This is a genomic window from Streptomyces sp. NPDC059851 (genome assembly GCF_042732005.1).
In the GTDB taxonomy this organism is placed as follows: Bacteria; Actinomycetota; Actinomycetes; order Streptomycetales; family Streptomycetaceae; genus Streptomyces.
Genome location: NZ_JBHWJJ010000145.1, coordinates 1 through 20,480, shown reverse-complemented (window position 1 = coordinate 20,480; position 20,480 = coordinate 1). Strand labels below are relative to the sequence as shown.

The window sequence follows — 20,480 nt, the reverse complement described above, 5'->3', positions numbered from 1 at the left end:
GGCTGCACTCCTACAATCACCACCGCGGACACACCGCGCTCGCAGGCAAACCACCCGCCAGCCGCGTCCCCAACCTCACTGGGCAATACACCTAGACGGCACGCTCCTGAACCAGATCCCGGGATTCCGGGTGGTCTGGATCGTCGGCCGGGGCGGCGGCACGCAGCGCCGCCTCGACCCGGCGGTTGCTGGTCATGGTCGCGGTGACGGTGGTCATGGTGAGGAGGAGGCCGGCGGCGGTGTAGAGCGGGGTGCGTACGTCGTAGGTGGTGGCCAGCCAGCCGCCGAGGAAGGCGCCGAACGGGGCGGCGCACATGGCCAGCATCCGGGAGGTGGAGGCGACCCGGCCCATCAGGTGGGCGGGCACGATCGCCTGTCGGAGGGAGGGGCCGAGCACCATCGTGGCGCCCATGCCCGCGCCGCAGACGGCGAGCGCGAGGCCGGCGACGTACGGGTTCGGGGCGACGGCAAGGCCCAGGATGGCGAGTCCCTCGACTGCGGCCGTGCAGGTCAGCGCGGTGCCGGTGCCGAGTCGTCGGCCGAGGAAGGAGGCGATGCCCGCGCCGAGCAGACCGCCGGTGGCCTCCGCCGTGAGGAGCAGGCCGAAGCCGAAGGTGCCGATGCCGAGGCGGTCGTGGGCGAAGAGGGCGAGTACGGTCTCCACTGCGAGGAAGGCGATGTTCCCGACCGCCGGACGCAGCGCGAGCCCGAGCAGCAGCTGATCCCGGAAGACGTACGAGGCGCCGGCCCGCGCCTGCCGCAGCAGCGACTCACGGGCCTGCGGTACGGGCCGGGGTGCGGCGGGCAGCGACCGTACGAGCAGTGCGGAGAGCGCGAACGAGACCGCGTCGGCGAGCAGCGGGACCGCCCGCCCGAGCGCGAGCAGGGCACTGCCCGCGGGCGGCCCGGCGAAGCCGGACGCGGCGGTCTGGGTGCCGCGCAGGCGGGAGTTGGCGCGCTCCAGGAGCGCGGGGTCGCGGCCGAGCAGATCCGGCAGGTAGGCCGTGGCGGCCGTGTCGAAGAAGAGTCCGCCGAGGCCGAGGAGGAAGGCGACGACCGCGAGCAGGGGAATGCTCAGCACGTCGAGCGCGGCCGCTGCCGCCGGTATCGCGAGCAGCACCGCACGCGCCGCGTCCGTGACCCACATCGTGCGCCGACGGTCCCAGCGGTCCACCAGCGCACCGCCGAGCACCCCGAAGAGCAGCCACGGCAGCGTTCCGGCGGCCGTGACGACGGCGAGCGCCATCGGATCCCGCGTCAACGTCAGTGCGAGCAGGGGCAGCGCGGCGTGCGACACCCCGTCACCGAGCGAGGACACCGTCTGCGCAGTCCACAGCCGTCCGAAGCCGGTCGGCAGCTTCCGAACCCCTGAGGTCACTTGGCGTCCCCTTCGGCCCGCCCGCGCGAGGACGGGTGGAACAGCGCGAAGACGAGTGACGCGTCCGGCAGCGACGGATCGGACAGCTCCCGGTACTCGTCCGCCAGTGCTTGCAGCCGTGCCCCCAGCTCCGCGAACTGCTCCTCGGTGAGCCTCAGATGCGCCATCCGCACGTGCCGCTCGCCATCCGCCGGCGCTGCCTCCAGGTCCGCCACCGCGTGCCGCATCAGTACGTCCGGGCCTCCCTCGCCCGGATCGGGCAGCACGATCGCCCGCGCGGCCATCGCGTAGTACCGCTCGGTGACCCCCCGGACCTTCCGCGTCCGTACCACCTTCACCAGGCCGGCCCGTTCGAGCAGCCGTACGTGGTAGCTGGAACTCCCCTTCGCGAGGCCCACTCGCTCGGCGATCTGCGTGATCGTCGCGGGCTCGAAGCGGAGCACGGCCATGATCCGGTGACGCGTGAGATTGGAGACGGCGCGTAGCTGCTCGTCAGTGGAGACGTGGAACGTCTCGGGAAGATCATCGGTAGGCATGCCCCCAATGGTCAACACTTCTTGACCATTGGGCAAGGGAATTTCGCTCGGGCTTCCGGAATCGGCTGTCCGACTGCGTGCCTTGGCGTTCCGCTTCCGCTCGCACGCCGGCAGCCGTTCCCGTTGACCTCAAGTGCGGTCGAGCTCCTAGCGTTTGCCCCGTTGACCACTGACGACGGAAGGAGAGGCTCGTGATCCTCGTGACGGGAGCCACCGGGAACATCGGCCGTGCCCTGGTGGAGGAGCTCCGCGCCTGCGGTGCCGGGCCGCTCAGAGGGCTCACGCGGGATCCGGCACGGGCTTCGTTCCCGGAGGGCGTCGAGCCGGTCGTGGGCGACCTGGCCGATGCGGCCTCGTTGGGGCCCGCCCTGGACGGTGTGCGCTCGCTGTTCCTGGTGCCGGGCATGGGTTCGGGTTCGGACGCCGCGGTCGTCGACGCCGCCCGACGGGCCGGTGTGGAGCACGTGGTGCTGGTGTCGTCCATCACCGTCCAGACCCATCCGCACCTCGGCCCCGCCGCGCAGCACCTGGTCACCGAGCAGCTGGTCAAGGACGGCGGAACGGCCTGGACCGTCCTGCGTCCCACGCAGTTCGCGTCGAACGCCCTGTGGTGGGCGGCGGCGATCCGTGGACACCAGCCGGTCCGGCTGCCGTACGCGGACACCGGACTGCCCACGATCCACCCCGCCGACATCGCTTCGGTGGCGCGGGCGGCGTTGGTCGAGGCCCGCCACCGGGGCCGGACGTACACCCTGACCGGCCCGGAGCGGGTGACCGCGCGGCAGCAGGTGGCCGCCATCGCGGGGGCATTGGGGCGCGAGGTGCCCGTGGCCGCGGTCAGCCGGGAGGAGGCCCACCGTGACATGGCCCCGTACCTGGGGGACGAGGTCGCGGACGCCGTCCTCGACGTGACGGGCGGGGACGTCAACGAGGAGCTGCTCAGGGTGCACGACACCGTTGAGCGGGTCACCGGCTTCCCGGCGAGGCCGTTCCACCGGTGGGCCGAGGAGAACGCCGCCGCCTTCCGCTGACCGGTGGCCTCAGCCGTCCCAGGACCAGTCGGCGACCTCGGGCAGGTCCGTGCCGTGCTCGCGGATCCAGTCGTGGTGGCGCTGCCGGGTCTCTTCCATGCGCTGGCGTACGGCCGCGGCGCGTACCGCGAGGCCGGGGACACGGTCGATGACGTCCATGACCAAGCGGTAGCGGTCGAGGTCGTTGCGGACGACCATGTCGAACGGGGTGGTCGTCGTGCCGATCTCCTTGTAGCCGCGCACGTGCAGGTTGCGGTGGCCGGTGCGCCGGTAGGCCAGCCGGTGCACGAGCCACGGGTAGCCGTGGTAGGCGAAGATCACCGGCCGCTGCGTGGTGAAGAGCCCGTCGTACTCTGCGTCGCCCATGCCGTGCGGGTGCTCGCCGGGGGGCAGGAGACGCGCGATGTCCACGACGTTGACCACGCGCACGGCCAGGTCCGGCAGGTGCCTGCGCAGCAGTTGGGCTGCGGCCAGCACCTCCTGCGTGGGTACGTCTCCGGCGCAGGCGAGCACCACGTCCGGCTCCCGGGTGCCGTCCTCGGTGCCGGCCCACTCCCAGATGCCGGCGCCGCGCGCGCAGTGGACCTTCGCCTGGTCCATCGACAGCCAGTCGAAGCAGGGCTGCTTGCCCGCGACGACCACGTTGACGTAGTCGCGGCTGCGCAGCACGTGGTCGGCCACCGACAGCAGGGTGTTGGCGTCCGGCGGCAGGTACACCCGTACCGCTTCGGGGCTCTTGTTGAGGACGTGGTCGACGAAGCCGGGGTCCTGGTGGGAGAAGCCGTTGTGGTCCTGCCGCCACACGTGCGAGGTGAGCAGGTAGTTGAGCGAGGCGATCGGGGCACGCCACGGAAGGCGGCGGGTGGTGCGCAGCCATTTGATGTGTTGGTTGACCATCGAGTCGACGATGTGGACGAAGGCCTCGTAGCAGGAGAACAGTCCGTGGCGGCCGGTGAGGAGGTAGCCCTCCAACCAGCCCTGGCAGGTGTGCTCGGACAGGATCTCCATCACCCGGCCGTGGCGTTCCAGGTGTTCGTCCACGTCGAGGACGTCGGCCTGCCAGGCCTTGCCGCTGGCGGCGTAGACGGCCTGGAGGCGGTTGGAGGCGGTCTCGTCGGGGCCGACGAGGCGGAAGTCGCGCCGGTCGGCGGTGGCCCGCATCACGTCCTGGAGCAGGTCGCCGAGGACGCGCGTGGGCTCGTGCTGCGTCGCGCCGGGCTTGTCGACCTCCACGGCGTGCCGCTCCAGCGGCGGGAGGGGCAGCTCGCGCAGCAGGAGTCCGCCGTTGGCGTGCGGGGTCGCGCCGAGTCGGCGCGTGCCCTGTGGGATCCCGGCGAGTACGTCGGGGCGCGGGGCGCCGTACTCGTCGAACAGCTCCTCCGGACGGTAGGAGCGCATCCACTGCTCCAGCTGCCGCAGGTGCTCCGGGTCGTCCCGTACGGCGGCCAGCGGGACCTGGTGGGCGCGCCAGGTGCCCTCCACGGGCAGGCCGTCCACTTCGGCGGGGCCGGTCCAGCCCTTCGGGGTGCGCAGCACGATCACCGGCCATCGGGGCCGGTCGGTGCTGCCGCCGGTGCGGGCGGCTTCTTGTGCGGCGGCGATCCGGTCCAGCGCCGTGTCCATGGCGTGCGCCATCGCGCGGTGCACGGTGGCCGGGTCGTCGCCGGACACGTGGACGGGGTCGTGCCCGTAGCCGTGCAGGAGGGCGTCGAGTTCGGCGCGGGGCAGCCGGGACAACACCGACGGATTGGCGATCTTGTACCCGTTGAGGTGCAGGATCGGCAGGACGGCGCCGTCGTGGACGGGATCGAGGAACTTGTTGGAATGCCAGGCGGCGGCCAGGGGCCCGGTTTCCGCCTCGCCGTCGCCGATCACGCAGGCGACGAGCAGGTCCGGGTTGTCGAGGGCGGCGCCGTAGGCGTGCGAGAGCGCGTAGCCGAGTTCGCCGCCCTCGTGGATGGAGCCCGGGGTCTCCGGGGCCACGTGGCTCGGCACCCCTCCGGGGAAGGAGAACTGCCTGAAGAGCCGGGCCATCCCGGCCGCGTCCCGCGTGACGTCCGGATAGACCTCGGTGTACGAGCCCTCCAGCCAGGAGTTCGCCAGGACGGCCGGACCGCCGTGCCCGGGACCCCAGACGCACACGGCGTTCAGGTCCCGGGCCTGGATGACGCGGTTGAGGTGGGTGTGGACCAGGTTGAGTCCGGGCGAGGTGCCCCAATGGCCGAGCAAGCGTGGTTTGACGTGCTCGGGGCGCAGCGGCTCGGTCAGCAGGGGATTGGCCATGAGGTAGATCTGGCCGACGGCGAGGTAGTTCGCCGCGCGCCAGTGGGCGTTCAGCGAGGTGAGCTCTTCTTCGGTGAGCTGGGCGGGCTCCGGCTGCGTGTCGACGGACATCACGACCCCTTTCGGTGTCGGGGCGGAGGCGGTGGCGGCTGACGGTGGCGGCTGGTGCTGGCGACGGCTGGTTGGTGACGGGCGGCTGCGGCCGGTGCTGACGGACCTTTCCGTCCTGTCGTGCACCGACTACCACCCTGTGGGGCGGACGGCGTGCCCGCCAGGGGCCGTTCGGGCCACACCGCGGGCGGAGCGGACCTGCACGGCCCCGCGCCGCATCGTGAGCGGCGGTCTCTCCCAACCCCTACGTCCCGCTCGCCCGCACGCGGCCCCACGGGGAGGGGGCGGAGACGGCTCCGCCCCTGCCGCTGGTCCGGGCGGGGCCGGGAACAGCGAAGGCCCCGGACTCCGCGAGGAGGCCGGGGCCTTGATCGAGCGCTGGGCAGGCCTTGCACCTGCATCCCCCCACAGGAAGTGGGGTGCCTTTCCTTGGACCACCAACGCCAGTCCCACCTCCGCTCCTTGCGGCGGCGAGCTCGGTGTCGATCATAGCGCACCCGGGTGCTGTCCCGCACCACGGCAGGCGCGCCCCTGCGGATCGGACGTGCACGGCCAACAATGGAGCTACGCCGGTCCCGGCTACCGGTCCGGCATCGGCCGAAGTCCGCCCTGACGGTCCCGATAGCAGATCGCCCCCTCCCTACGGTCCCGGTTCGCCGCTCCGAGCGACGGCCCCCGGGGCGGGGCCCACCGAGAGGAGCCACTTTGAAACGCCGGATCGCCTCCGTCCTCAGCGTTGCCGCGCTCGCGGCCGGGGTCATGGTTGTCGGCACGCCGTCGGCGGGTGCGGCGCCGGGAGGGTGCACGCACGTGTCGTCGTCCTACCGGCCGACCTTGAAGCAGGGCAGCACCGGAGCGGTGGTGAAGCAGGCGCAGTGCCTGTCCAACATGTGGGGCGGCGTGCCCAAGCTGGCCGCTGACGGCGTCTTCGGCAGCCGGACCCTGGCCAAGATCAAGTGGATCCAGGGGTGTCACGGCCTGCCCAAGGAGGGGGTCATCGGGTCCAAGACCTGGGACGTCCTCTACCACCCCGTTCCGGACTGCTACGACCCCTACCCGGGATAGGCCCGCCCCGAGCCGTCAATCGATGGGCTCGCCGTCGAACTTGCCGTCGATGCAGGTCCACAGACCGGTTGCGGAGTCGTACTCCACCGTCCCGCCTTCGGCCATACACGTTCTCGCTTCAACAGCGGGTTCGTCGGCCTGCGCGACCGTGCCCGTGGCGCCGAGAGCGCCCAGCATCACGGCAGCGACGAACCCGGCGAACCCCACGAGTCGTGTACGCATGGGAACCTCCCGTAGAGGACGGGGCCACGGTCACGACGTTACTCCTCTCGGGCGGCACCGCGCTCCAGGAGCGTTCTCCCGCGTACCGCAGGAGACTGGTGCCATGGCGAACACACGCGTGGTAGCCGTGGGTCAACCGGACGGCCTCGGCTGGCGGCCCGTCACCATCGACGACCATCACGCGGGGAAGGTCCGCTCCTTCGGGGAGCTGCAAAGACTCCTGCGCCGCGCCGGCCTGACGACCGGGTACGAAATCCGCTGGCTCGGCGGAGGCTGCATGGTCTGGCCGGATCGCCCGTGGTGGCGGCGTGTCGTCGGCACGCTCATGGCAGTCGGGCTCCTGGCGACCGCATGCATGCTCATCAAGATCGGCGTGAAGGACACGTTCAGCGCGCTCACCTACCCCGGGCGCCTCACCGGAACCATCTTCATCTTCTCCGCCCTCCTGGAAATCGTCGCCGCAGCGGCCGCGATCGACTACTGGAGCAGGCGGAAGGTCGTCTATTCGGGGATGGTCACCCTGATCGGCGCTTCGGTCTCCCTCATCGTCAGTCTCGCGCTGCTCTCCGTGCAGATCGTCAATTGGGCCTACACCGACTACCTCCCGCTGTGGATACTCTTCACGCTGTGGTCCCTGGCGACCCTGGGGATCCTCGTCCATGAGCGGGCATGGCGCGGAATTCGCAATCCCAGGAGAATCGCAGTCGGCGCTGCCGTCTCAGGACTTCTGGCCGTCACCAACGTGGTGTATACGCAGGTCTACATCCCCTACGCGACGTCTCCGCTGGTACAGAGTTCCGCTTCCTTCGGAAAGCCGAGCGTGGACGAGGCCCGGACGACGATGTACCTACCGGTCCATCTGGAGGTGAAGAACTCCGGCCAGATTCCGGTCTACGTCCTCGGCAGCATCTACTGGATCCACGGCAAGCCCTCGGACGGGTCGCGGTACGCGCTGATCCAAGACGGCGAGTTCATCAAGCCCCCGGGGCGGCCCCTGAATCCGGGGCAGGAGTTCTCGGAGGACAAGATCATCGAAATCAAGCAGCCCGACCGGTCCCCCTACGAAGCGGTCAGGGTCCAGCCGGAGCTGTACGCGATCAGAAAGGACAGGATGACCATAGACGGCGACTACGAGCGTTCCGGAAGGAATCTTGAGGCGCTCAAGAAGGAGGGCAAGGAAACGGATCCGCGGGGTCCGAGCGAAGACTATTTCAGATATCAGGCGCAGATATCGAACAGCAACGAGATCCTCAACGTGACACGGGGCCGGCAGCGCCTGACCCTGTGGTACGTGAACCGCAAGACATGGCCGTACCTCTACGTGGTAGTGGCGCCGCCCGGCGAGCGGGTGGATTTCGACATCCTGCATCCGGTGCCGAACAAGAAGGCCATTGACCGGTACGGCCTGGAACGGGTGCGCGGCTCCATCGAGCAGAAGCCCTTCACGGAACTCATGGAGATGGCCGAGGACGGGCCCTCCACCGGCGCACCGTCGCCCGCGCCGACCAAGTCGTGAGGTCTCGACCCCCACCACTTCGGGCCCCACCGGCTCCCGACGGGCTGCCGGGCGTCGCTCCTGCCGCCAGGGGGCCGGGCGGATCCGGGCGGCCGGCGGTTGCGGCGGTGGGCCGAGCACACCGTTGACGGTCGAGCGGGCGCTCGGCCGGCAGCCGTCACCGACATCCCGTGTCCGCCCGAACCTTCACAAGTTGAAGCTCCACCGGCGAACCTGCGGCCCCGAAAAGCGAGCAAAAGGCCGAATTGTGCGACGCTCTTGGTGATGGCAACGTTGCCATCTCGTTAATAAGTCACTCCTTGACGATGGCCGTTTACGCGCAGTTGACTGCCTCTACCTCGGCCGCAAGGACACGGCCCTGTCATGGAGGTTTACGTCGTGAACACACACCTGGGTCGTGCCGCCGTCGCCGTCGCCACTTCCGCGATGGCCGTCTCGCTCACTGCCTGCGGTAGTGCGGAGGACGGCGACGGAAGACCGGGGGGCTCCGGCAAGGGGGACGCGATCAAGGTCGGTCTCCTGCTGCCGGAAAACCAGACCGCCCGTTACGAGAAGTTCGACAAGCCGCTGATCGAGAAGGAGGTCGCCAAGTTCACGCGCGGTAAGGGTGAAGTGATCTACGCCAATGCCAAGCAGGACGCGGCCGTCCAAAGTTCTCAGGTCGACATCATGATCACCAATAAGGTGGATGTCCTGATCATCGACGCGGTGGACTCCAAGGCCATTGCCGGCGCGGTCAAGAAGGCCAAGGACGCCGGCATCCCGGTCGTCGCCTACGACCGCCTCGCCGAGGGCCCGATCGACGCCTACACCTCCTTCGACAACGAGGACGTCGGCCGGATCCAGGCCAAGGCGCTGCTGGAGGCCCTCGGCGACAAGGCCAGGGACGGCCAGATCGTCATGATGAACGGTTCGGTCACCGACCCGAACGCCAAGCAGTTCAAGTCCGGCGCGCACTCGGTCCTCGACGGGAAGGTGAACGTCGGCAAGGAGTACGACACCGTCGAGTGGAAGCCGGAGAACGCGAACACGAACATGACGGCCGCCCTGACGGCGCTCGGCAAGAGCCGGATCGTCGGCGTCTACTCCGCCAACGACGGGATGGCGGGCGGCATCATCACCGCCCTCAAGGCGGCCGGGATCTCCGACCTGCCTCCGGTCACCGGCCAGGACGCCGAGCTGGCCGGTGTGCAGCGGGTCGTCGCCGGGGACCAGTACATGACCGTCTACAAGCGGTACGCCCCCGAGGCCGCGGCCGCCGCCGAGATGGCCGTCGCCCTCGCCAAGGGAGAGCGGATCGACGGGATCATCAACCAGAAGGTCGACAGCCCCACCACCAAGGGCGTGCCGTCGGTGCTCGTCCCGGGCATCGCGCTCACCAGGAGCAACGTCAAGTCCACCGTGGTCGACGACGGCGTCTACACGCTGGCCGAGATCTGCACGGACAGGTACAGGGCCGCCTGCGAGGAGATCGGCCTCAAGCCGTAGGCGGGTTCCCCGGCAGATTCACGCCCATACAGGAGTCCTGCGCCCGGTGGGGCCGACTTCGGCGAACCACGGCCCTGGTGGCCGGACGTGACTACTCTGTGCGGTCTGCGAATCGCGAGCCTTCGGGGGACATCATGATCGTGCGGGTCGGCCTGGTGGGAGACGAGGCGGGCGACGAGCTGCGCCGGCTGGAGAGGTGGCTGCGTGCGGACGACGACCTCGGGGCCGTCGCCATCGCTCCGGAGCAGGCCCCCGTACAGGACGGCGACATGGGTCCCGTGCTGGACGCCCTCCAGCTCGTGCTGGAGCCGCAGGGCCTGCTGACCGCGGTCGCGGCGTCCCTCGGAACCTGGGCGAGCACACGGCGGAGGAACGTCCGCATCCGGGTGCGCAGCGGGGAGAAGGAGGTCGAGATCGACGCTTCCCGGCTGAACGACCCTGACGAGGTCGCCCTCCGCATCACGCGCGAGCTCGACGGTCGATGAGGGCGGCCCTCCCGTCCTTCGCGTCCGCACGCGCCGTTCTGATCGGCACCGCGGCATACCGCTCGGCGAGCCTCACGGACATCCCGCACTCCCTGCAGAACGTCCGCGGACTCGGCGACGTCCTCACGGACCCGGCGCTGAGCGGCTTCGCCCCGCAGCACGTGGTGACCGTGGCCGATCCGGATCGGCCGGAGGAGGTCATGCTGCCGGTCACGGCGGCTGCCGAGGAGGCCACGGACGCGCTGCTGGTGTACTACAGCGGGCACGGCCTCCTGACGGGCACCAACGGCGACCTCCACCTCAGCCTCACCGGCAGCGAGCCCGACCAGCCGTGGACGAGCCTGCCGTTCTCGTACCTGGCGGAGGCCGTCAAGCTGTCCCGGGCGGACGTCAAGATCGTCATCCTGGACTGTTGTTTCAGCGGCCGCGCGCACAGTGACCTCATGGGCGAGGGATCCGTGGTGATCAGGGGCCAGATGCCGCACCATGGCATGTACTGCCTGACCTCCGCTCCGGAGACCAAGCGTTCCACGGCGCCGGAAGGGGACACGTACAGCGCGTTCACCGGCTTCCTGCTCACCGCCATGGAGAAGGGGGTTAGGGACGCGGGGCCCGTGCTGCGGATGGGCGACCTGTGGGACGAGGTGTGCCGCCGGATGCGGACCACGACGTACCCCCTCCCGGAGCAGAGCAGCAGGAAGAACGCCGACAACTTCCCTCTCGTACGCAACAGGGCCTACCTGCCGCCGCCACCACGCACTGCGTCCCTCTTCGCCCCCCGCAGGCAGGGCCCGAACCCGGTGCCGCTGCAGGCGACCACGCCGTCCGGCCGGCCCTCGTTCGACACCGTCGAGGGCCGCGGCTACCGCATCGGCGACGTCAACGCCCGCCTCGACCAGGTCATCGCGGTCGCCTCCGACCCGCTCCGGTGGTCGCAGGCCCGGCCTCCCCACTTCGCCCGGGTGTCGGGCAGGGGGCACCACGGCTACGACCGCGCGCAGGTCGACGAGCACGTCGAGCGGCACCGACACCAGCCGGACGGCTTCGTCGACTCCTTGCGCGTGCTGCTGATCCGCCAGGGCATGGAGCTCGTCCCCGACGGGCGGCCACAGCGCCGCAGGCTCGCCAAGTTGAAGGACCGGAGCGGTATCACCGGCGAGGAACACCTGGTCGGCTACGTCAGGAGCGGCTGGTTCGAGACGCGGACGGTCGACATCGTGTGCTCCGACCGGCACTTGTGCCTGTCGACCTCCTCGGATCTCCTGCGCATCCCGTACCGCCTGCTCGGGCGCGTCTCGCTGGCCACGTCGGCCGTCATGGAGCGCTGGGTGAGCGTGACGGACCAGGGGGGATCCAGCGGGGACGTGCTCGTGGTGACCACGACGGTCTCGTTCGAGTACCGGAAGGTGGAGTTCAGCGAATCCGAAACGCATCCCCTGCAGACCACCCTGCGCACCTTCCTGCGCGGCATGGACGAACTGGCCGCACGCCACCCCGAGTGGTTCCGTTAGGCCGGGCTCTTCGGGGCCTCCTGGTGGTGGTCCGGGGCTGGGCTCACGTCACATCGAGCCGCCCGGCCGCCCGGTCGGCTTCCCGCGCGTCTACGAGGGAGTCCCAGTGCTCACGCGTCCAGTCGCACGCCGCATGAGGAGATCCCCCTGGTGATCGTCACACCGGCCGCAGGCTAGCGCGTGTACCGCCCATCAGGTTCGTGCCGGCGCACACTGCTGCGGCTGCGCACCCGGACCGGACCGGACCGGGGCGGATACCGTGCGCGCCGGGAGGCGGGGTGAGGCCGTCAGGTGTCGAAGCGGAGGCGGGAGGCCTCGATGTGGCCGAGGTACCGGTGGGTCCAGTCGCCCATGCCGGCGACGGTCGCCCTCAGGGCGGTGCCCGCCTTGGTGAGGTTGTACTCCACCCGCGGCGGCACCGTGGGGTGCACGGTCCGCCCGACCAGGCCGTTGCGCTCCAGCATGCGCAGGTTCTGGGTGAGCATCTTGTGGCTGATGCCGTCGACCTCGCCCCGCAACTCCGTGAAGCGCAGGGTGCGTTCACCGAGGGATTCGATGATCAGGAGCGCCCACTTGTTGGCGACGTCCGAGAAGATCTCCCGCGCCAGCGAGTCAGCGTGCGTGAGGTCCGCGTCGTCGGGCGTGCCGCCGCCCTTGAGCTGTTGGGTCACCATGGGGTTCCTCAGTCACCGGAAAGTGCGTTCTTCCCCGTCACCGGTCACTCTCCTACGGTTTCCGAGTAACCACAAGAGAGCGCGGGCGGTCGGGCCGGAGCGCTGGTCCGGGCCGCTGCCATGACGAGGAGGCAGACAGCAGTATGGCCATCACCTTGTTCAACCCCGTCGGATCGCCTCAGGTCGACGCGTACCGGCAGGTGGCCGTCGCGTCCGGCTCGAAGCTGGTCTTCATCGCGGGGCAGGTCTCCTGGGACGGCGACGGGGCCACGGTCGGCGAGGGCGACCTCGCCGCCCAGGTCGAGCAGTGCTACCTCAACGTGGCCACCGCGCTGTCCGCGGCCGGCGGCTCCTTCGACGACGTGGCGAAACTGACCGTCCACGTCGTCGACTGGACCCCCGACAAGATGCCCCTGCTCTTGGACGGCATCGCCCGGGCCGCCGCGCGGCTGCAGGTCACCCCGGTTCCGCCCGCCACGCTGCTGGGGGTTGCGGCACTGCACACACCCGAGCACCTGGTCGAGGTCGAGGCCACGGCGGTCCTGGACTGAACCGCCCGACGCATGTCCGGATGTGACGGAAGCCCGTCATTGCGGCCTCCTGCGGCGAACGTGACCATGGGTGCATGTCCACGACCCGTCGCGTCGTCATCGCGGTGTTCCCCGATGTCGACCTCCTCGATGTCACCGGTCCGGCCGAGGTGTTCGCCCTGGCCAACCGGGAGACCGGCGGTCGGGCGGGCTACCGCGTACAGCTGGCCGGCCCGGCCTCCGGCGCGGTCGCCACGTCGGCGGGCGTGCGGGTGGTTGCGGACCTCACGTTCGCCGAGGTGGACGGCGTGCTGGACACGCTGCTGGTGCCCGGCGCCGTGGACCTGCACCCCGGCGGGCCGGTCGCCCGGATCGACCGGGAGGTGGTGGACTGGATCCGGACTGCCGCACCGCTGGCCCGGCGGGTGGCGTCGGTGTGCGTGGGCGCACACTTGCTGGCCGCGGCCGGCCTGCTGGACGGCAGGACGGCCACCACCCACTGGTCGACGGCCGCGCAGCTGGCCGCCGACCACCCGGCGGTGACGGTCGACCCGGACCCCATCTTCGTCCGGTCCGGGAACGTGTGGACCGGAGCCGGGATCAGCGCTTGCATGGACCTCGCGCTGGCGCTGGTGGCCGAGGACCTGGGCGAGGACGTGGCCCTGGCCGTGGCACGCCAGCTGGTCATGTACCTCAAACGGCAGGGCGGCCAGAGCCAGTTCTCGGTCCCGCTGAGCCGGCCCGCCGCCTCCCGCAGGGACATCGACGAACTGCGGACGTTCATCTCCGACCACCTGGACGCGGACCTGTCCGCGCCGGCCCTCGCGGAACGGATGCGGCTGAGCGAACGGCACTTCGCGCGGGTCTTCCGCCGGGAGACCGGCACCACGCCCGGCGCGTACGTCGAAGCCGCCCGGGTGGAGGCGGCCCGCCGACTGCTGGAGAGCACCGACCAGCCCTTGGACCGGGTAGCGGCCGCGAGTGGTCTGGGCTCGGTGGAAACCCTGCACCGGGCGCTGCGCAAGCAGCTCGGCACCACCCCGGCGGCCTACCGCCGCCGTTTCCGCACCACCACCGCCACCGCCACGGCCGCCACCGCCGCCACCGGCTGACGCCCTTCCCCAACCCACGGACGAGCCGGGCCGCCCGGCCCCGCCGCGCCCCGCCCGGCCCTGCCCGGCCCTGCCCTGCAAGGCCCTGCACTGCCTTGAGCGAACACTGCCGATTCCCCCTACCCCGTGCGAGGAGCCCCGCCATGACTTCCCCGACCGCCTCGACCCGCCTGCGTGACGTGATCGGCCTCCACGACCGGCTGCCCCGACTCGCCGACAGCGCCCTCATCCTGATCGACTTCCAGAACACCTACCGCAGCGGCGTCATGGCCCTCGAAGGCGCCGCGCCGGCCCTCGCGGCCGCGGAGCGCCTGCTGGCTGCCGCCCGCGCCGCAGGAGCCCCGGTCATCCACGTCGTCAACGACGGCGGCGAGGGCACCCCGTACGACATCCGTGCCGAGATCGGCGCCATCAGCACGGAGGTCGCGCCCGTCGAAGGCGAGCCGGTGGTGGTCAAGCACCTCCCCAACGCCTTCCAGGACACCGCTCTGGAGCAGACGTTGCGCGAGCTGGGCGCCGGCGGGGAACTGGTGCTGGCCGGCTTCATGACCCACATGTGCGTGGCCGCCACCGCCCAGGGCGCCTTCACCCTCGGCTACCGCGCCACCGTGGTCGCCGAGGCCACCGCCACCCGACCGCTGCCCTCCCCCGACGGTACGGTCCTGACCGCCGCCGCCCTCCAGACCGCCGCCCTGACGACCATCGCCGACCTCTTCGGCACCGTGGCCCCGACCGTCGACGACCTCGTCGCACGGCGCACGGCGGTGTCATAGCGCGCTGTTACCTTGCGGGCATGGACCACCACGTGCCCCTCGACCCCGCAGCGCCCGGCCGCGCCCTCGCCCTGCTGCGGTCCCGCCCCGACCTGGCCGCGCGGGCGGCGTTCCCGTTCCGCTTCGACATCGCCCGTACCCGGCACGTGGAGGAGGTACGGCTGGCCTCCGGGGCTCCGCTCGTCCCCGTCGCCGGCACCGACACCGGCGGCACGTACTTCGCCTGCCCGGACGGGGCGGTCCTGTACGCGGACTCCGAGGGCGGGGCCGCCGTCATCGCCGCGAGCGTGGACGAGGCGCTCGAGCTGCTGGTCGGCATGCCCGGCTGCCCCCCGCCCCCGGACCCGGCGACGCCCGGGTTCGCGGAGACGGTGGCGGCCGGAGCGGCCGAGGCGGAGGCGGAGATCCGCGAGTACGTCCCGGACCTGGACGAGCAGCGCTCGACCCTGCTCGCCGACCTGGGCCTCGCGCAGCGGCCGCCGGCCGAGCTGGCCGCCCGCCTGCACCGGGCGGCCGCCGCCACGGAACCCGAACACCTGCTGCTCAACGCCGTCGAACTGTGCGCCTACCAGCCGCTGTTCGCCCACGAACGGCCGCCACTGTGGGAACCCCTGCTGGCGGAGGGCAGGACCCGGTTGGCGCTGGTGCGTTCGGACCGCTCGGCCTGGGAGGCGGTCCTCGCGGACACCGCCCGCCGCTGGTCGGTACTGCACGCCGCCCATTTCGACCGACAGGAGGGCGACCTCCCGTTCCTGCGCCTGCTCCTCGTGCGCGAGGCGGAGGAGTTCAGCATGCACGAAGGGGTGCGGCGGGCGGCCGTGCTCGTCGCCGGGCACGGGCGGGACGAGGACGTCGCCCTGCTGGAGCGGATACGCGACACGGACTCCGACATAGCGCGCATGTTGCTGGAGGACGTACCAGCCGACGGCGACGGGCTGCGCCGGTGGGCGGCGGGGCATGACGGCTTCTTCGGCGCCACCCCGGACGAGGAGCACTGGACGACCTGGACCGAGCTGGCCCGGCGTACCGGCCGGACCGAGCTCCTGCGCGCGGAGCTGATCCACCGCCTCGACGCGACCGCTCCCTGGGACGCGGCCGGGCTCGGAGTGCTCGCCACGCAGTTCGAGCTGATGGAGGACTTCGCCCAGGCCGCACGCGCGCACCGCATGCGGACCGTGCTGCAGGAGACCGCGTGGGACCTCGCGTCGGACTGGCGGGACCAGGCGGCGTTGGACCGGCAGGCCGGTAACCCGGTGGCAGCGTGGGACGCGTTGCGCCGCTGCATGGAGGTCCTCGAACCCGGGCGGCCCGGTGCGGATGCGGCCATGGCGGCCCCGGCCGTCCAGGACGGTGACATTCCGGCGGCGCGGTGGCGCGGCTACGGCCTGGGCCGGATGGTGGCCGAGGAGCACTTCGAGGTGGCGGCGGCCCTGGCGGCCACGGCGGACGGAGCCGGGGCGACCGCCCGCGCGGCTTACGACACGGCGCTCTGGCTGCTCGGCGAGATAACCATGTTCGACTCCGACCTGTACCGGGCGGCCCGCGCCGCGGCCCGGTCCCTCGGTGACGTCGAGCGCGCCGAAGAGTTCGCCCGCCGGCACGCACGCGCTCTCCGCTGCGAGGACGACGGCTACTCGTACCACCCCGACGACGGGGACGATGACGAGGAGGCGGTCGCCGAGGTCGAGGGGCAGCCGGAAGTGCCTTCGTGACGGGGTCCGTCGGGGACGGTCGGGCTACTGGGGGCTGGCGGCGGGGCGCACGACGATCTCGTTGACGTCCACGTCCGCGGGCTGGGCAACGGCGTACGCGATGGCGTCCGCTATGGCCGGGGCGGGCAGGGCCACGGCGCGGTATTCCTTCATGGCCCGCCTCGCCACGGGGTCGGAGATGCCGTCGGCCAGTTCGGACTCGGTCACGCCCGGGGAGACGAGGGTGACCCGGACGTCGCCGGCGGATTCCTGGCGCAGTCCTTCGGAGATGGCGCGGACGGCGAACTTGGTGGCGCAGTAGACGGCGGCGGTGGGCGAGACCTCGTAGGCGCCGACGGAGGCGATGTTCACGAAGTGCCCGCCGCCCTGGGCGCGCATCACGGGTAGGGCGGCGGCGATCCCGTGCAGGACTCCCCGCACGTTCACGTCGATCATGCGGTCCCATTCCTCGGTCCGCAGCGCCTCCAGTGGCGACAGCGGCATCACCCCGGCGTTGTTGACCACCACGTCCACCCGGCCGTACCGCTCGCGGGCCGCGGCGACGAAGGCCCGTACGTCGGCTGCGTCCGTGACGTCCAGTCGCCGGGAGGCAGCGGTGCCGCCGATCGTGGTGATGTCCCTGGTCAGGGCGTCGAGCCGGTCGGTGCGCCGGGCCCCGAGGAACAGGCGGTGGCCGTCGGCGGCGAGCCGGCGGGCGGCTGCCTCGCCGATTCCGCTGCTCGCTCCGGTGATCGCAACGACCTTCGTCGTGTCCGTCATCGCGGACTCCCTTCGTCTTGTCGACGGGGACGGGTCCGTCCGTCCCGCCGGACCGAGTCTGGGCAGGACGGCGTCGGCCGGCCAGGACGTGCGCTGCCCGGGTGCACCGCACCCGGGCAGCTCCCCGCCCCGGCGCCCTAGCCTGGGGGACATGACCGACAACCAGCTGGGAGAGTTCCTGCGCGCCCGTCGGGCGGGCGTCCGGCCGCAGGACGTGGGCATGGCGAGCCACGGCCTGCGTCGCGTCGCCGGACTGCGTCGTGAGGAGGTCGCCGTCCTGGCCGGGGTGAACGCCGACTATTACGCCCGCCTGGAGCAGGGGCGCGAACGCCACCCCTCGGCCCAGGTCATCGACGCGCTCGGCCGCGCCCTGCGACTGGGCCCGGACGCGCACGCGCACCTGCACCGGCTGGCGGGCACGGTCCCGACCGGCGACTTCGCCCACACCACGGACCGGGTCGGTCCCGCGCTACGGCAGCTGATGGACGGCAACCCGGGCGCGCCGGCGCTCGTACTGAACCGGGCCCTGGACGTCCTGGCGACCAACGCCCTGGCCGAGGCCCTGTATTCGCCCTTCGAAGAGGCGGACAACCTGGCCCGTATGACGTTCCTCGACCCGGCGGGCCGGCAGTTCCACGCGCGGTGGGGTGACGCGGCCCTGGCCACGGTGGGCCACCTGCGGCAGGCGGCCGGCCTCGACCCGGACGACCCGCGGCTGCGCGACCTCGTCCGGTCCCTCCTGGAGCACAGCGCGGAATTCGCCCGCCTGTGGAACACCCACACCGTGCACGGCAAGACCCGGGAGGAAAAGCACCTCCTCCACCCGGACGTCGGTCTTCTGACGCTCACCTACCAGGCCTTCGACGTACGCGACGCCCCGGGCCAGCAGCTCATCGTCTACCAGGCCGAACCGGGCAGCCCCAGCGCCCGGGCCCTCAGCCTCCTCGGCTCCGTCCACGCGACCCGGACCGGGACCGCCCTCTGACACCGATCCCCCGGCCGAGGGACCGTTTTGCCGTCCGACCGCGCCCGGTGGATCGCCCTGCGCACCCGGGTGGTGAGCGGGGGCCTCCCTCCGAGCCCGGGCAGGGCCGCCGCACGGCGGGTGCGGATCGGTGTCGCGGATCAGCCGACGTGTGCCTTGACCTGCTCGTAGACGCCCTTGTCGGCGGGGAAGGCGGTGTGCTGCAGGCAGGGGGTGACCGTGTTGACCGCGCCGGTGAGGGCCACGGTGCTGTCGGGGCTGACGACGAGGTCGCACGGCGACCTCCACGTGGCGTAGCGGGCGGCGCCGGGGGTTTCGTCGCCGGTGTTCAGGGCGGTGAGGAACGGGGAGCCCGGGCGCATGTCGGCGCAGGAGGGGCTGCCGCACAGGTAGGCGGTGTTCGTTCCGTGGTTGGGTCCGGCCAGGGAGACCCAGGCGTCGACCTTTCCCTCCCCCGCCAGGTTCTTGAGGTAGTGGCGGGAGGAGAGGGAGCCCATGGAGTGGGTGACGAGGTCGACCTTGGCGGCTCCCGTGGCTGCCAGGACGCGGTCGATCTCGGCGGCGAGTCGGGATGCGGTGGTGGTGTTCGACTGGCTGGTCGGGTAGGTCCACCGGTGCAGGCGGTCGGCCGGCCAGCCGTCGGAGCGGAACCGGTCGGCCATGGTGGCCCAGATCGAGCCGTCGCTGTTCCAGCCGTGCACGAACACCACGGGGTCGGGGGCGGCGGCCGCGGCGGCTGCCCCGGGCTGCGGCATCGTACGGGCGGCCGCGGGCGGGGCCGGGCAGGCCGCGAGGGCGAGGGTGAGGGCGGCGACGGTGGCCACGAGAGTGGCAGTGGGAGTGGCGGTGGGGTGGGGCGGGCTCGGCTTCACGGGAAGCGTTGTAGCGGTACCGCCGTGGCCGTTGCGGGGGCCGGGCGGGGCCGTCACCCGCCCGGCCGTCCTGTTTTCACCCTCGAAAGGTTTCTGCGCGCCCTCCGGGCTCAGGTGAGGACGGCGCCGTAGAGGTGGTCGACCGTCATCGTCATGAGGACGCGGCGGTCGGACACCATCACGGACCGGTACTCCGCCCAGTCCGGGTGTTCGCCGGCGGCGCGCCGGTAATAGTCCACCAGCGCCTCGACCTCGGGGCCGTACGGGTCGGTGCCCGGGCCGGTGAGGGTCGCCACTCCCTCGCCGGTGGCCCAGGACCGGCCGTCCGCGCTGGTGACCTCCAGTGTGGCGCGCGGGTCACGGCGCAGGTTCGCGGTCTTGGCGCGGCCCTCGGTCGTCGACACGTAGAGGGTGTTGGTCGCGCGGTCGTAGTGGGGCATGACCGGGGAGAGTTGCGGTCGGCCGTCGGACTTGATGGTGGCCAGGATGCCGAGCCGGCTCTGGGCGAGCAGAGCGCGAAGGGTGGGCAGGGTGGGGTGGGTGTCGTCCGTGGTCACGGTCGGACCTCATCTCCGGTGCCGGCGGAATTGCTGGACCACGGCACCGTAGTCGCTCCCGCCGGGCGTTGGGTGTCGCCGGGCGGTGACTCGACCATTCGGACGGGTCCCGCCCCCGCGCGGACAGCCACCACGACAGCGGCCGTCCGCGCCCCCTGGGCTCGCACCACTGACGCCCGCCGGGGCCGGGTCAGCAGGCACGACCCGGCCCCGCCCCCCGACTGCGGGCGCCGCCCCCCGCCCCCCGCCTCCGGCCGCAGTTCGGCGGCCCGCGGCCCGGAGGCGTCCGGTGAGGAGCGTGCACCACCTTGACCCACTGGGCGCCTCCCCGTCATCCGTGCTGCCACTGGACCGCGGTACGCAGGCGCACGCAGGTTCGGCCGGTCCGCAGCGTCCTCGTCCTGCGGGATACTGCACGGGTGGGAAGCGACTTCGTCGGGCGCGAAGCCGAACTCGCGCTCCTCGCACAGCAGATGGACGCCGCGGCGCAGGGTACCGGGTCGGTGGTGCTCCTCACCGGCCCGGCGGGCATCGGCAAGAGCACCCTCGCCGCGGAGGCGCTGCGCCGCCGTGCCGGGCCGGCGGGCATCGGCATCGTACGGGGCCACTGCCCCCGGGATGCGGTGGCGCCGCCGCTGTGGCCGTGGCGGCGCGCCCTGCGGCTCGCGGGAGCCGGAGCGTGGGCGACCGCAGCCCTCCCCGCGCAGCGGGCCGGGACGCCGCCACCCGGGGCGGGGACCGCGACCGCCCGGGCGGCAGCGGCGGCCGCCCGGTTCCTCGAACTCGCCGCGATGGCCGAGGCCCTGGCCGATGCGGCCGCCGCGAACGGGCGGGGGCTGGTCGTCGTCCTGGAGGACCTGCACTGGGCCGATGCCGCGAG

The 20,480-nt window shown here is 71.8% G+C and carries 20 protein-coding genes; 12 read left to right on the top strand and 8 right to left on the bottom strand.

Annotated elements, in window-relative coordinates:
- Nucleotides 1-91 precede the first annotated feature (91 nt).
- Nucleotides 92-1,378, bottom strand: coding sequence for an MFS transporter (locus ACFV7Q_RS32830; RefSeq protein ID WP_385434156.1), 1,287 nt, complete (start codon nucleotides 1,376-1,378; stop codon nucleotides 92-94).
- Entirely contained in the window at nucleotides 1,375-1,914 is a 540-nt protein-coding gene (locus tag ACFV7Q_RS32825; protein WP_385434154.1) for an ArsR/SmtB family transcription factor, read from the bottom strand. The genes ACFV7Q_RS32830 and ACFV7Q_RS32825 overlap by 4 nt, the downstream gene beginning before the upstream one ends.
- 191 nt (nucleotides 1,915-2,105) lie before the next feature.
- Between ACFV7Q_RS32825 and ACFV7Q_RS32820 the strand changes: the two genes are divergently transcribed.
- Nucleotides 2,106-2,945 (top strand): NAD(P)H-binding protein, encoded by an 840-nt coding sequence (locus ACFV7Q_RS32820; protein WP_385434152.1) that lies wholly within the window; start codon nucleotides 2,106-2,108, stop codon nucleotides 2,943-2,945.
- Nucleotides 2,946-2,954: 9 nt separating this feature from the next.
- Here ACFV7Q_RS32820 and ACFV7Q_RS32815 read toward each other — a convergent pair whose 3' ends face one another.
- Nucleotides 2,955-5,339, bottom strand: a complete 2,385-nt coding sequence (locus ACFV7Q_RS32815; protein ID WP_385434149.1) for a phosphoketolase — start codon at nucleotides 5,337-5,339, stop codon at nucleotides 2,955-2,957.
- Between the two features lie 705 nt (nucleotides 5,340-6,044).
- On the opposite strand from ACFV7Q_RS32815, the gene ACFV7Q_RS32810 reads away from it, so the two are divergent.
- Entirely contained in the window at nucleotides 6,045-6,404 is a 360-nt protein-coding gene (locus tag ACFV7Q_RS32810; RefSeq protein ID WP_385434148.1) for a peptidoglycan-binding protein, read from the top strand.
- A gap of 15 nt (nucleotides 6,405-6,419) precedes the next feature.
- Here ACFV7Q_RS32810 and ACFV7Q_RS32805 read toward each other — a convergent pair whose 3' ends face one another.
- Entirely contained in the window at nucleotides 6,420-6,626 is a 207-nt protein-coding gene (locus ACFV7Q_RS32805; protein WP_385434146.1) for a hypothetical protein, read from the bottom strand.
- Nucleotides 6,627-6,729: 103 nt separating this feature from the next.
- Here ACFV7Q_RS32805 and ACFV7Q_RS32800 point away from each other — a divergent pair, with 103 nt between their 5' ends.
- The 4 genes from ACFV7Q_RS32800 to ACFV7Q_RS32785 all read left to right on the top strand — a co-directional run bounded on the left by ACFV7Q_RS32800 (nucleotide 6,730) and on the right by ACFV7Q_RS32785 (nucleotide 11,626).
- Nucleotides 6,730-8,142, top strand: a complete 1,413-nt coding sequence (locus tag ACFV7Q_RS32800) for a Yip1 family protein (protein ID WP_385434143.1) — start codon at nucleotides 6,730-6,732, stop codon at nucleotides 8,140-8,142.
- A 378-nt stretch (nucleotides 8,143-8,520) separates the two neighbouring features.
- Nucleotides 8,521-9,630 (top strand): sugar ABC transporter substrate-binding protein, encoded by a 1,110-nt coding sequence (locus tag ACFV7Q_RS32795; RefSeq protein WP_385434141.1) that lies wholly within the window; start codon nucleotides 8,521-8,523, stop codon nucleotides 9,628-9,630.
- 134 nt (nucleotides 9,631-9,764) lie between these two features.
- Complete coding sequence (locus ACFV7Q_RS32790) at nucleotides 9,765-10,115, top strand: hypothetical protein (protein ID WP_385434139.1); 351 nt, start codon at nucleotides 9,765-9,767, stop codon at nucleotides 10,113-10,115.
- Nucleotides 10,112-11,626 carry a caspase domain-containing protein gene (locus ACFV7Q_RS32785; protein ID WP_385434137.1) on the top strand — a complete coding sequence of 505 codons (1,515 nt, stop codon included), beginning with the start codon at nucleotides 10,112-10,114 and terminating at the stop codon, nucleotides 11,624-11,626. Before ACFV7Q_RS32790 ends, ACFV7Q_RS32785 begins: the two co-directional genes overlap by 4 nt.
- 287 nt (nucleotides 11,627-11,913) lie before the next feature.
- On the opposite strand, the gene ACFV7Q_RS32780 is transcribed toward ACFV7Q_RS32785, so the two are convergent.
- Entirely contained in the window at nucleotides 11,914-12,300 is a 387-nt protein-coding gene (locus ACFV7Q_RS32780) for a winged helix-turn-helix transcriptional regulator (protein ID WP_385434135.1), read from the bottom strand.
- Nucleotides 12,301-12,443: 143 nt separating this feature from the next.
- Here ACFV7Q_RS32780 and ACFV7Q_RS32775 point away from each other — a divergent pair, with 143 nt between their 5' ends.
- From ACFV7Q_RS32775 to ACFV7Q_RS32760, 4 genes are all read left to right on the top strand, one after another.
- Nucleotides 12,444-12,851, top strand: a complete 408-nt coding sequence (locus ACFV7Q_RS32775) for a RidA family protein (protein ID WP_385434132.1) — start codon at nucleotides 12,444-12,446, stop codon at nucleotides 12,849-12,851.
- A 74-nt stretch (nucleotides 12,852-12,925) separates the two neighbouring features.
- Nucleotides 12,926-13,942 (top strand): GlxA family transcriptional regulator, encoded by a 1,017-nt coding sequence (locus ACFV7Q_RS32770; protein ID WP_385434130.1) that lies wholly within the window; start codon nucleotides 12,926-12,928, stop codon nucleotides 13,940-13,942.
- A 143-nt stretch (nucleotides 13,943-14,085) separates the two neighbouring features.
- A complete protein-coding gene (locus tag ACFV7Q_RS32765) occupies nucleotides 14,086-14,715 on the top strand; it encodes an isochorismatase family protein (protein ID WP_385434128.1) in 630 nt (209 codons plus the stop codon).
- Between the two features lie 20 nt (nucleotides 14,716-14,735).
- Nucleotides 14,736-16,427, top strand: coding sequence for a hypothetical protein (locus ACFV7Q_RS32760; protein ID WP_385434126.1), 1,692 nt, complete (start codon nucleotides 14,736-14,738; stop codon nucleotides 16,425-16,427).
- Between the two features lie 24 nt (nucleotides 16,428-16,451).
- Here the strand turns inward: ACFV7Q_RS32760 and ACFV7Q_RS32755 are convergent, their stop codons facing one another.
- Nucleotides 16,452-17,186 (bottom strand): SDR family oxidoreductase, encoded by a 735-nt coding sequence (locus tag ACFV7Q_RS32755; protein WP_385434124.1) that lies wholly within the window; start codon nucleotides 17,184-17,186, stop codon nucleotides 16,452-16,454.
- Nucleotides 17,187-17,337: 151 nt separating this feature from the next.
- On the opposite strand from ACFV7Q_RS32755, the gene ACFV7Q_RS32750 reads away from it, so the two are divergent.
- On the top strand, nucleotides 17,338-18,171 hold the full coding sequence (locus ACFV7Q_RS32750) for a helix-turn-helix transcriptional regulator (RefSeq protein ID WP_385434122.1): 834 nt from the start codon (nucleotides 17,338-17,340) through the stop codon (nucleotides 18,169-18,171).
- Nucleotides 18,172-18,311: 140 nt separating this feature from the next.
- On the opposite strand, the gene ACFV7Q_RS32745 is transcribed toward ACFV7Q_RS32750, so the two are convergent.
- Entirely contained in the window at nucleotides 18,312-19,043 is a 732-nt protein-coding gene (locus ACFV7Q_RS32745; RefSeq protein WP_385434120.1) for an esterase/lipase family protein, read from the bottom strand.
- A gap of 110 nt (nucleotides 19,044-19,153) precedes the next feature.
- The gene (locus tag ACFV7Q_RS32740) at nucleotides 19,154-19,600 is read right to left on the bottom strand and encodes a PPOX class F420-dependent oxidoreductase (protein WP_385434118.1); all 447 of its coding nucleotides are present in this window, start codon (nucleotides 19,598-19,600) and stop codon (nucleotides 19,154-19,156) included.
- 419 nt (nucleotides 19,601-20,019) lie between these two features.
- Between ACFV7Q_RS32740 and ACFV7Q_RS32735 the strand changes: the two genes are divergently transcribed.
- Nucleotides 20,020-20,480, top strand: a 461-nt coding sequence (locus tag ACFV7Q_RS32735; protein ID WP_385434116.1) for an ATP-binding protein, incomplete at its 3' end; no start/stop codon positions are given.

Bases quoted from the DNA above. Each gene is read 5' to 3' on its own strand.
- ACFV7Q_RS32765 (WP_385434128.1), top strand. From the start codon at position 14,086: ATGACTTCCCCGACCGCCTCGACCCGCCTGCGTGACGTGATCGGCCTC.
- ACFV7Q_RS32785 (WP_385434137.1), top strand. From the start codon at position 10,112: ATGAGGGCGGCCCTCCCGTCCTTCGCGTCCGCACGCGCCGTTCTGATC.
- ACFV7Q_RS32815 (WP_385434149.1), bottom strand. From the start codon at position 5,339: ATGTCCGTCGACACGCAGCCGGAGCCCGCCCAGCTCACCGAAGAAGAG.
- ACFV7Q_RS32825 (WP_385434154.1), bottom strand. From the start codon at position 1,914: ATGCCTACCGATGATCTTCCCGAGACGTTCCACGTCTCCACTGACGAG.
- ACFV7Q_RS32750 (WP_385434122.1), top strand. From the start codon at position 17,338: ATGACCGACAACCAGCTGGGAGAGTTCCTGCGCGCCCGTCGGGCGGGC.
- ACFV7Q_RS32780 (WP_385434135.1), bottom strand. From the start codon at position 12,300: ATGGTGACCCAACAGCTCAAGGGCGGCGGCACGCCCGACGACGCGGAC.
- ACFV7Q_RS32790 (WP_385434139.1), top strand. From the start codon at position 9,765: ATGATCGTGCGGGTCGGCCTGGTGGGAGACGAGGCGGGCGACGAGCTG.
- ACFV7Q_RS32775 (WP_385434132.1), top strand. From the start codon at position 12,444: ATGGCCATCACCTTGTTCAACCCCGTCGGATCGCCTCAGGTCGACGCG.
- ACFV7Q_RS32770 (WP_385434130.1), top strand. From the start codon at position 12,926: ATGTCCACGACCCGTCGCGTCGTCATCGCGGTGTTCCCCGATGTCGAC.
- ACFV7Q_RS32755 (WP_385434124.1), bottom strand. From the start codon at position 17,186: ATGACGGACACGACGAAGGTCGTTGCGATCACCGGAGCGAGCAGCGGA.
- ACFV7Q_RS32800 (WP_385434143.1), top strand. From the start codon at position 6,730: ATGGCGAACACACGCGTGGTAGCCGTGGGTCAACCGGACGGCCTCGGC.
- ACFV7Q_RS32760 (WP_385434126.1), top strand. From the start codon at position 14,736: ATGGACCACCACGTGCCCCTCGACCCCGCAGCGCCCGGCCGCGCCCTC.
- ACFV7Q_RS32805 (WP_385434146.1), bottom strand. From the start codon at position 6,626: ATGCGTACACGACTCGTGGGGTTCGCCGGGTTCGTCGCTGCCGTGATG.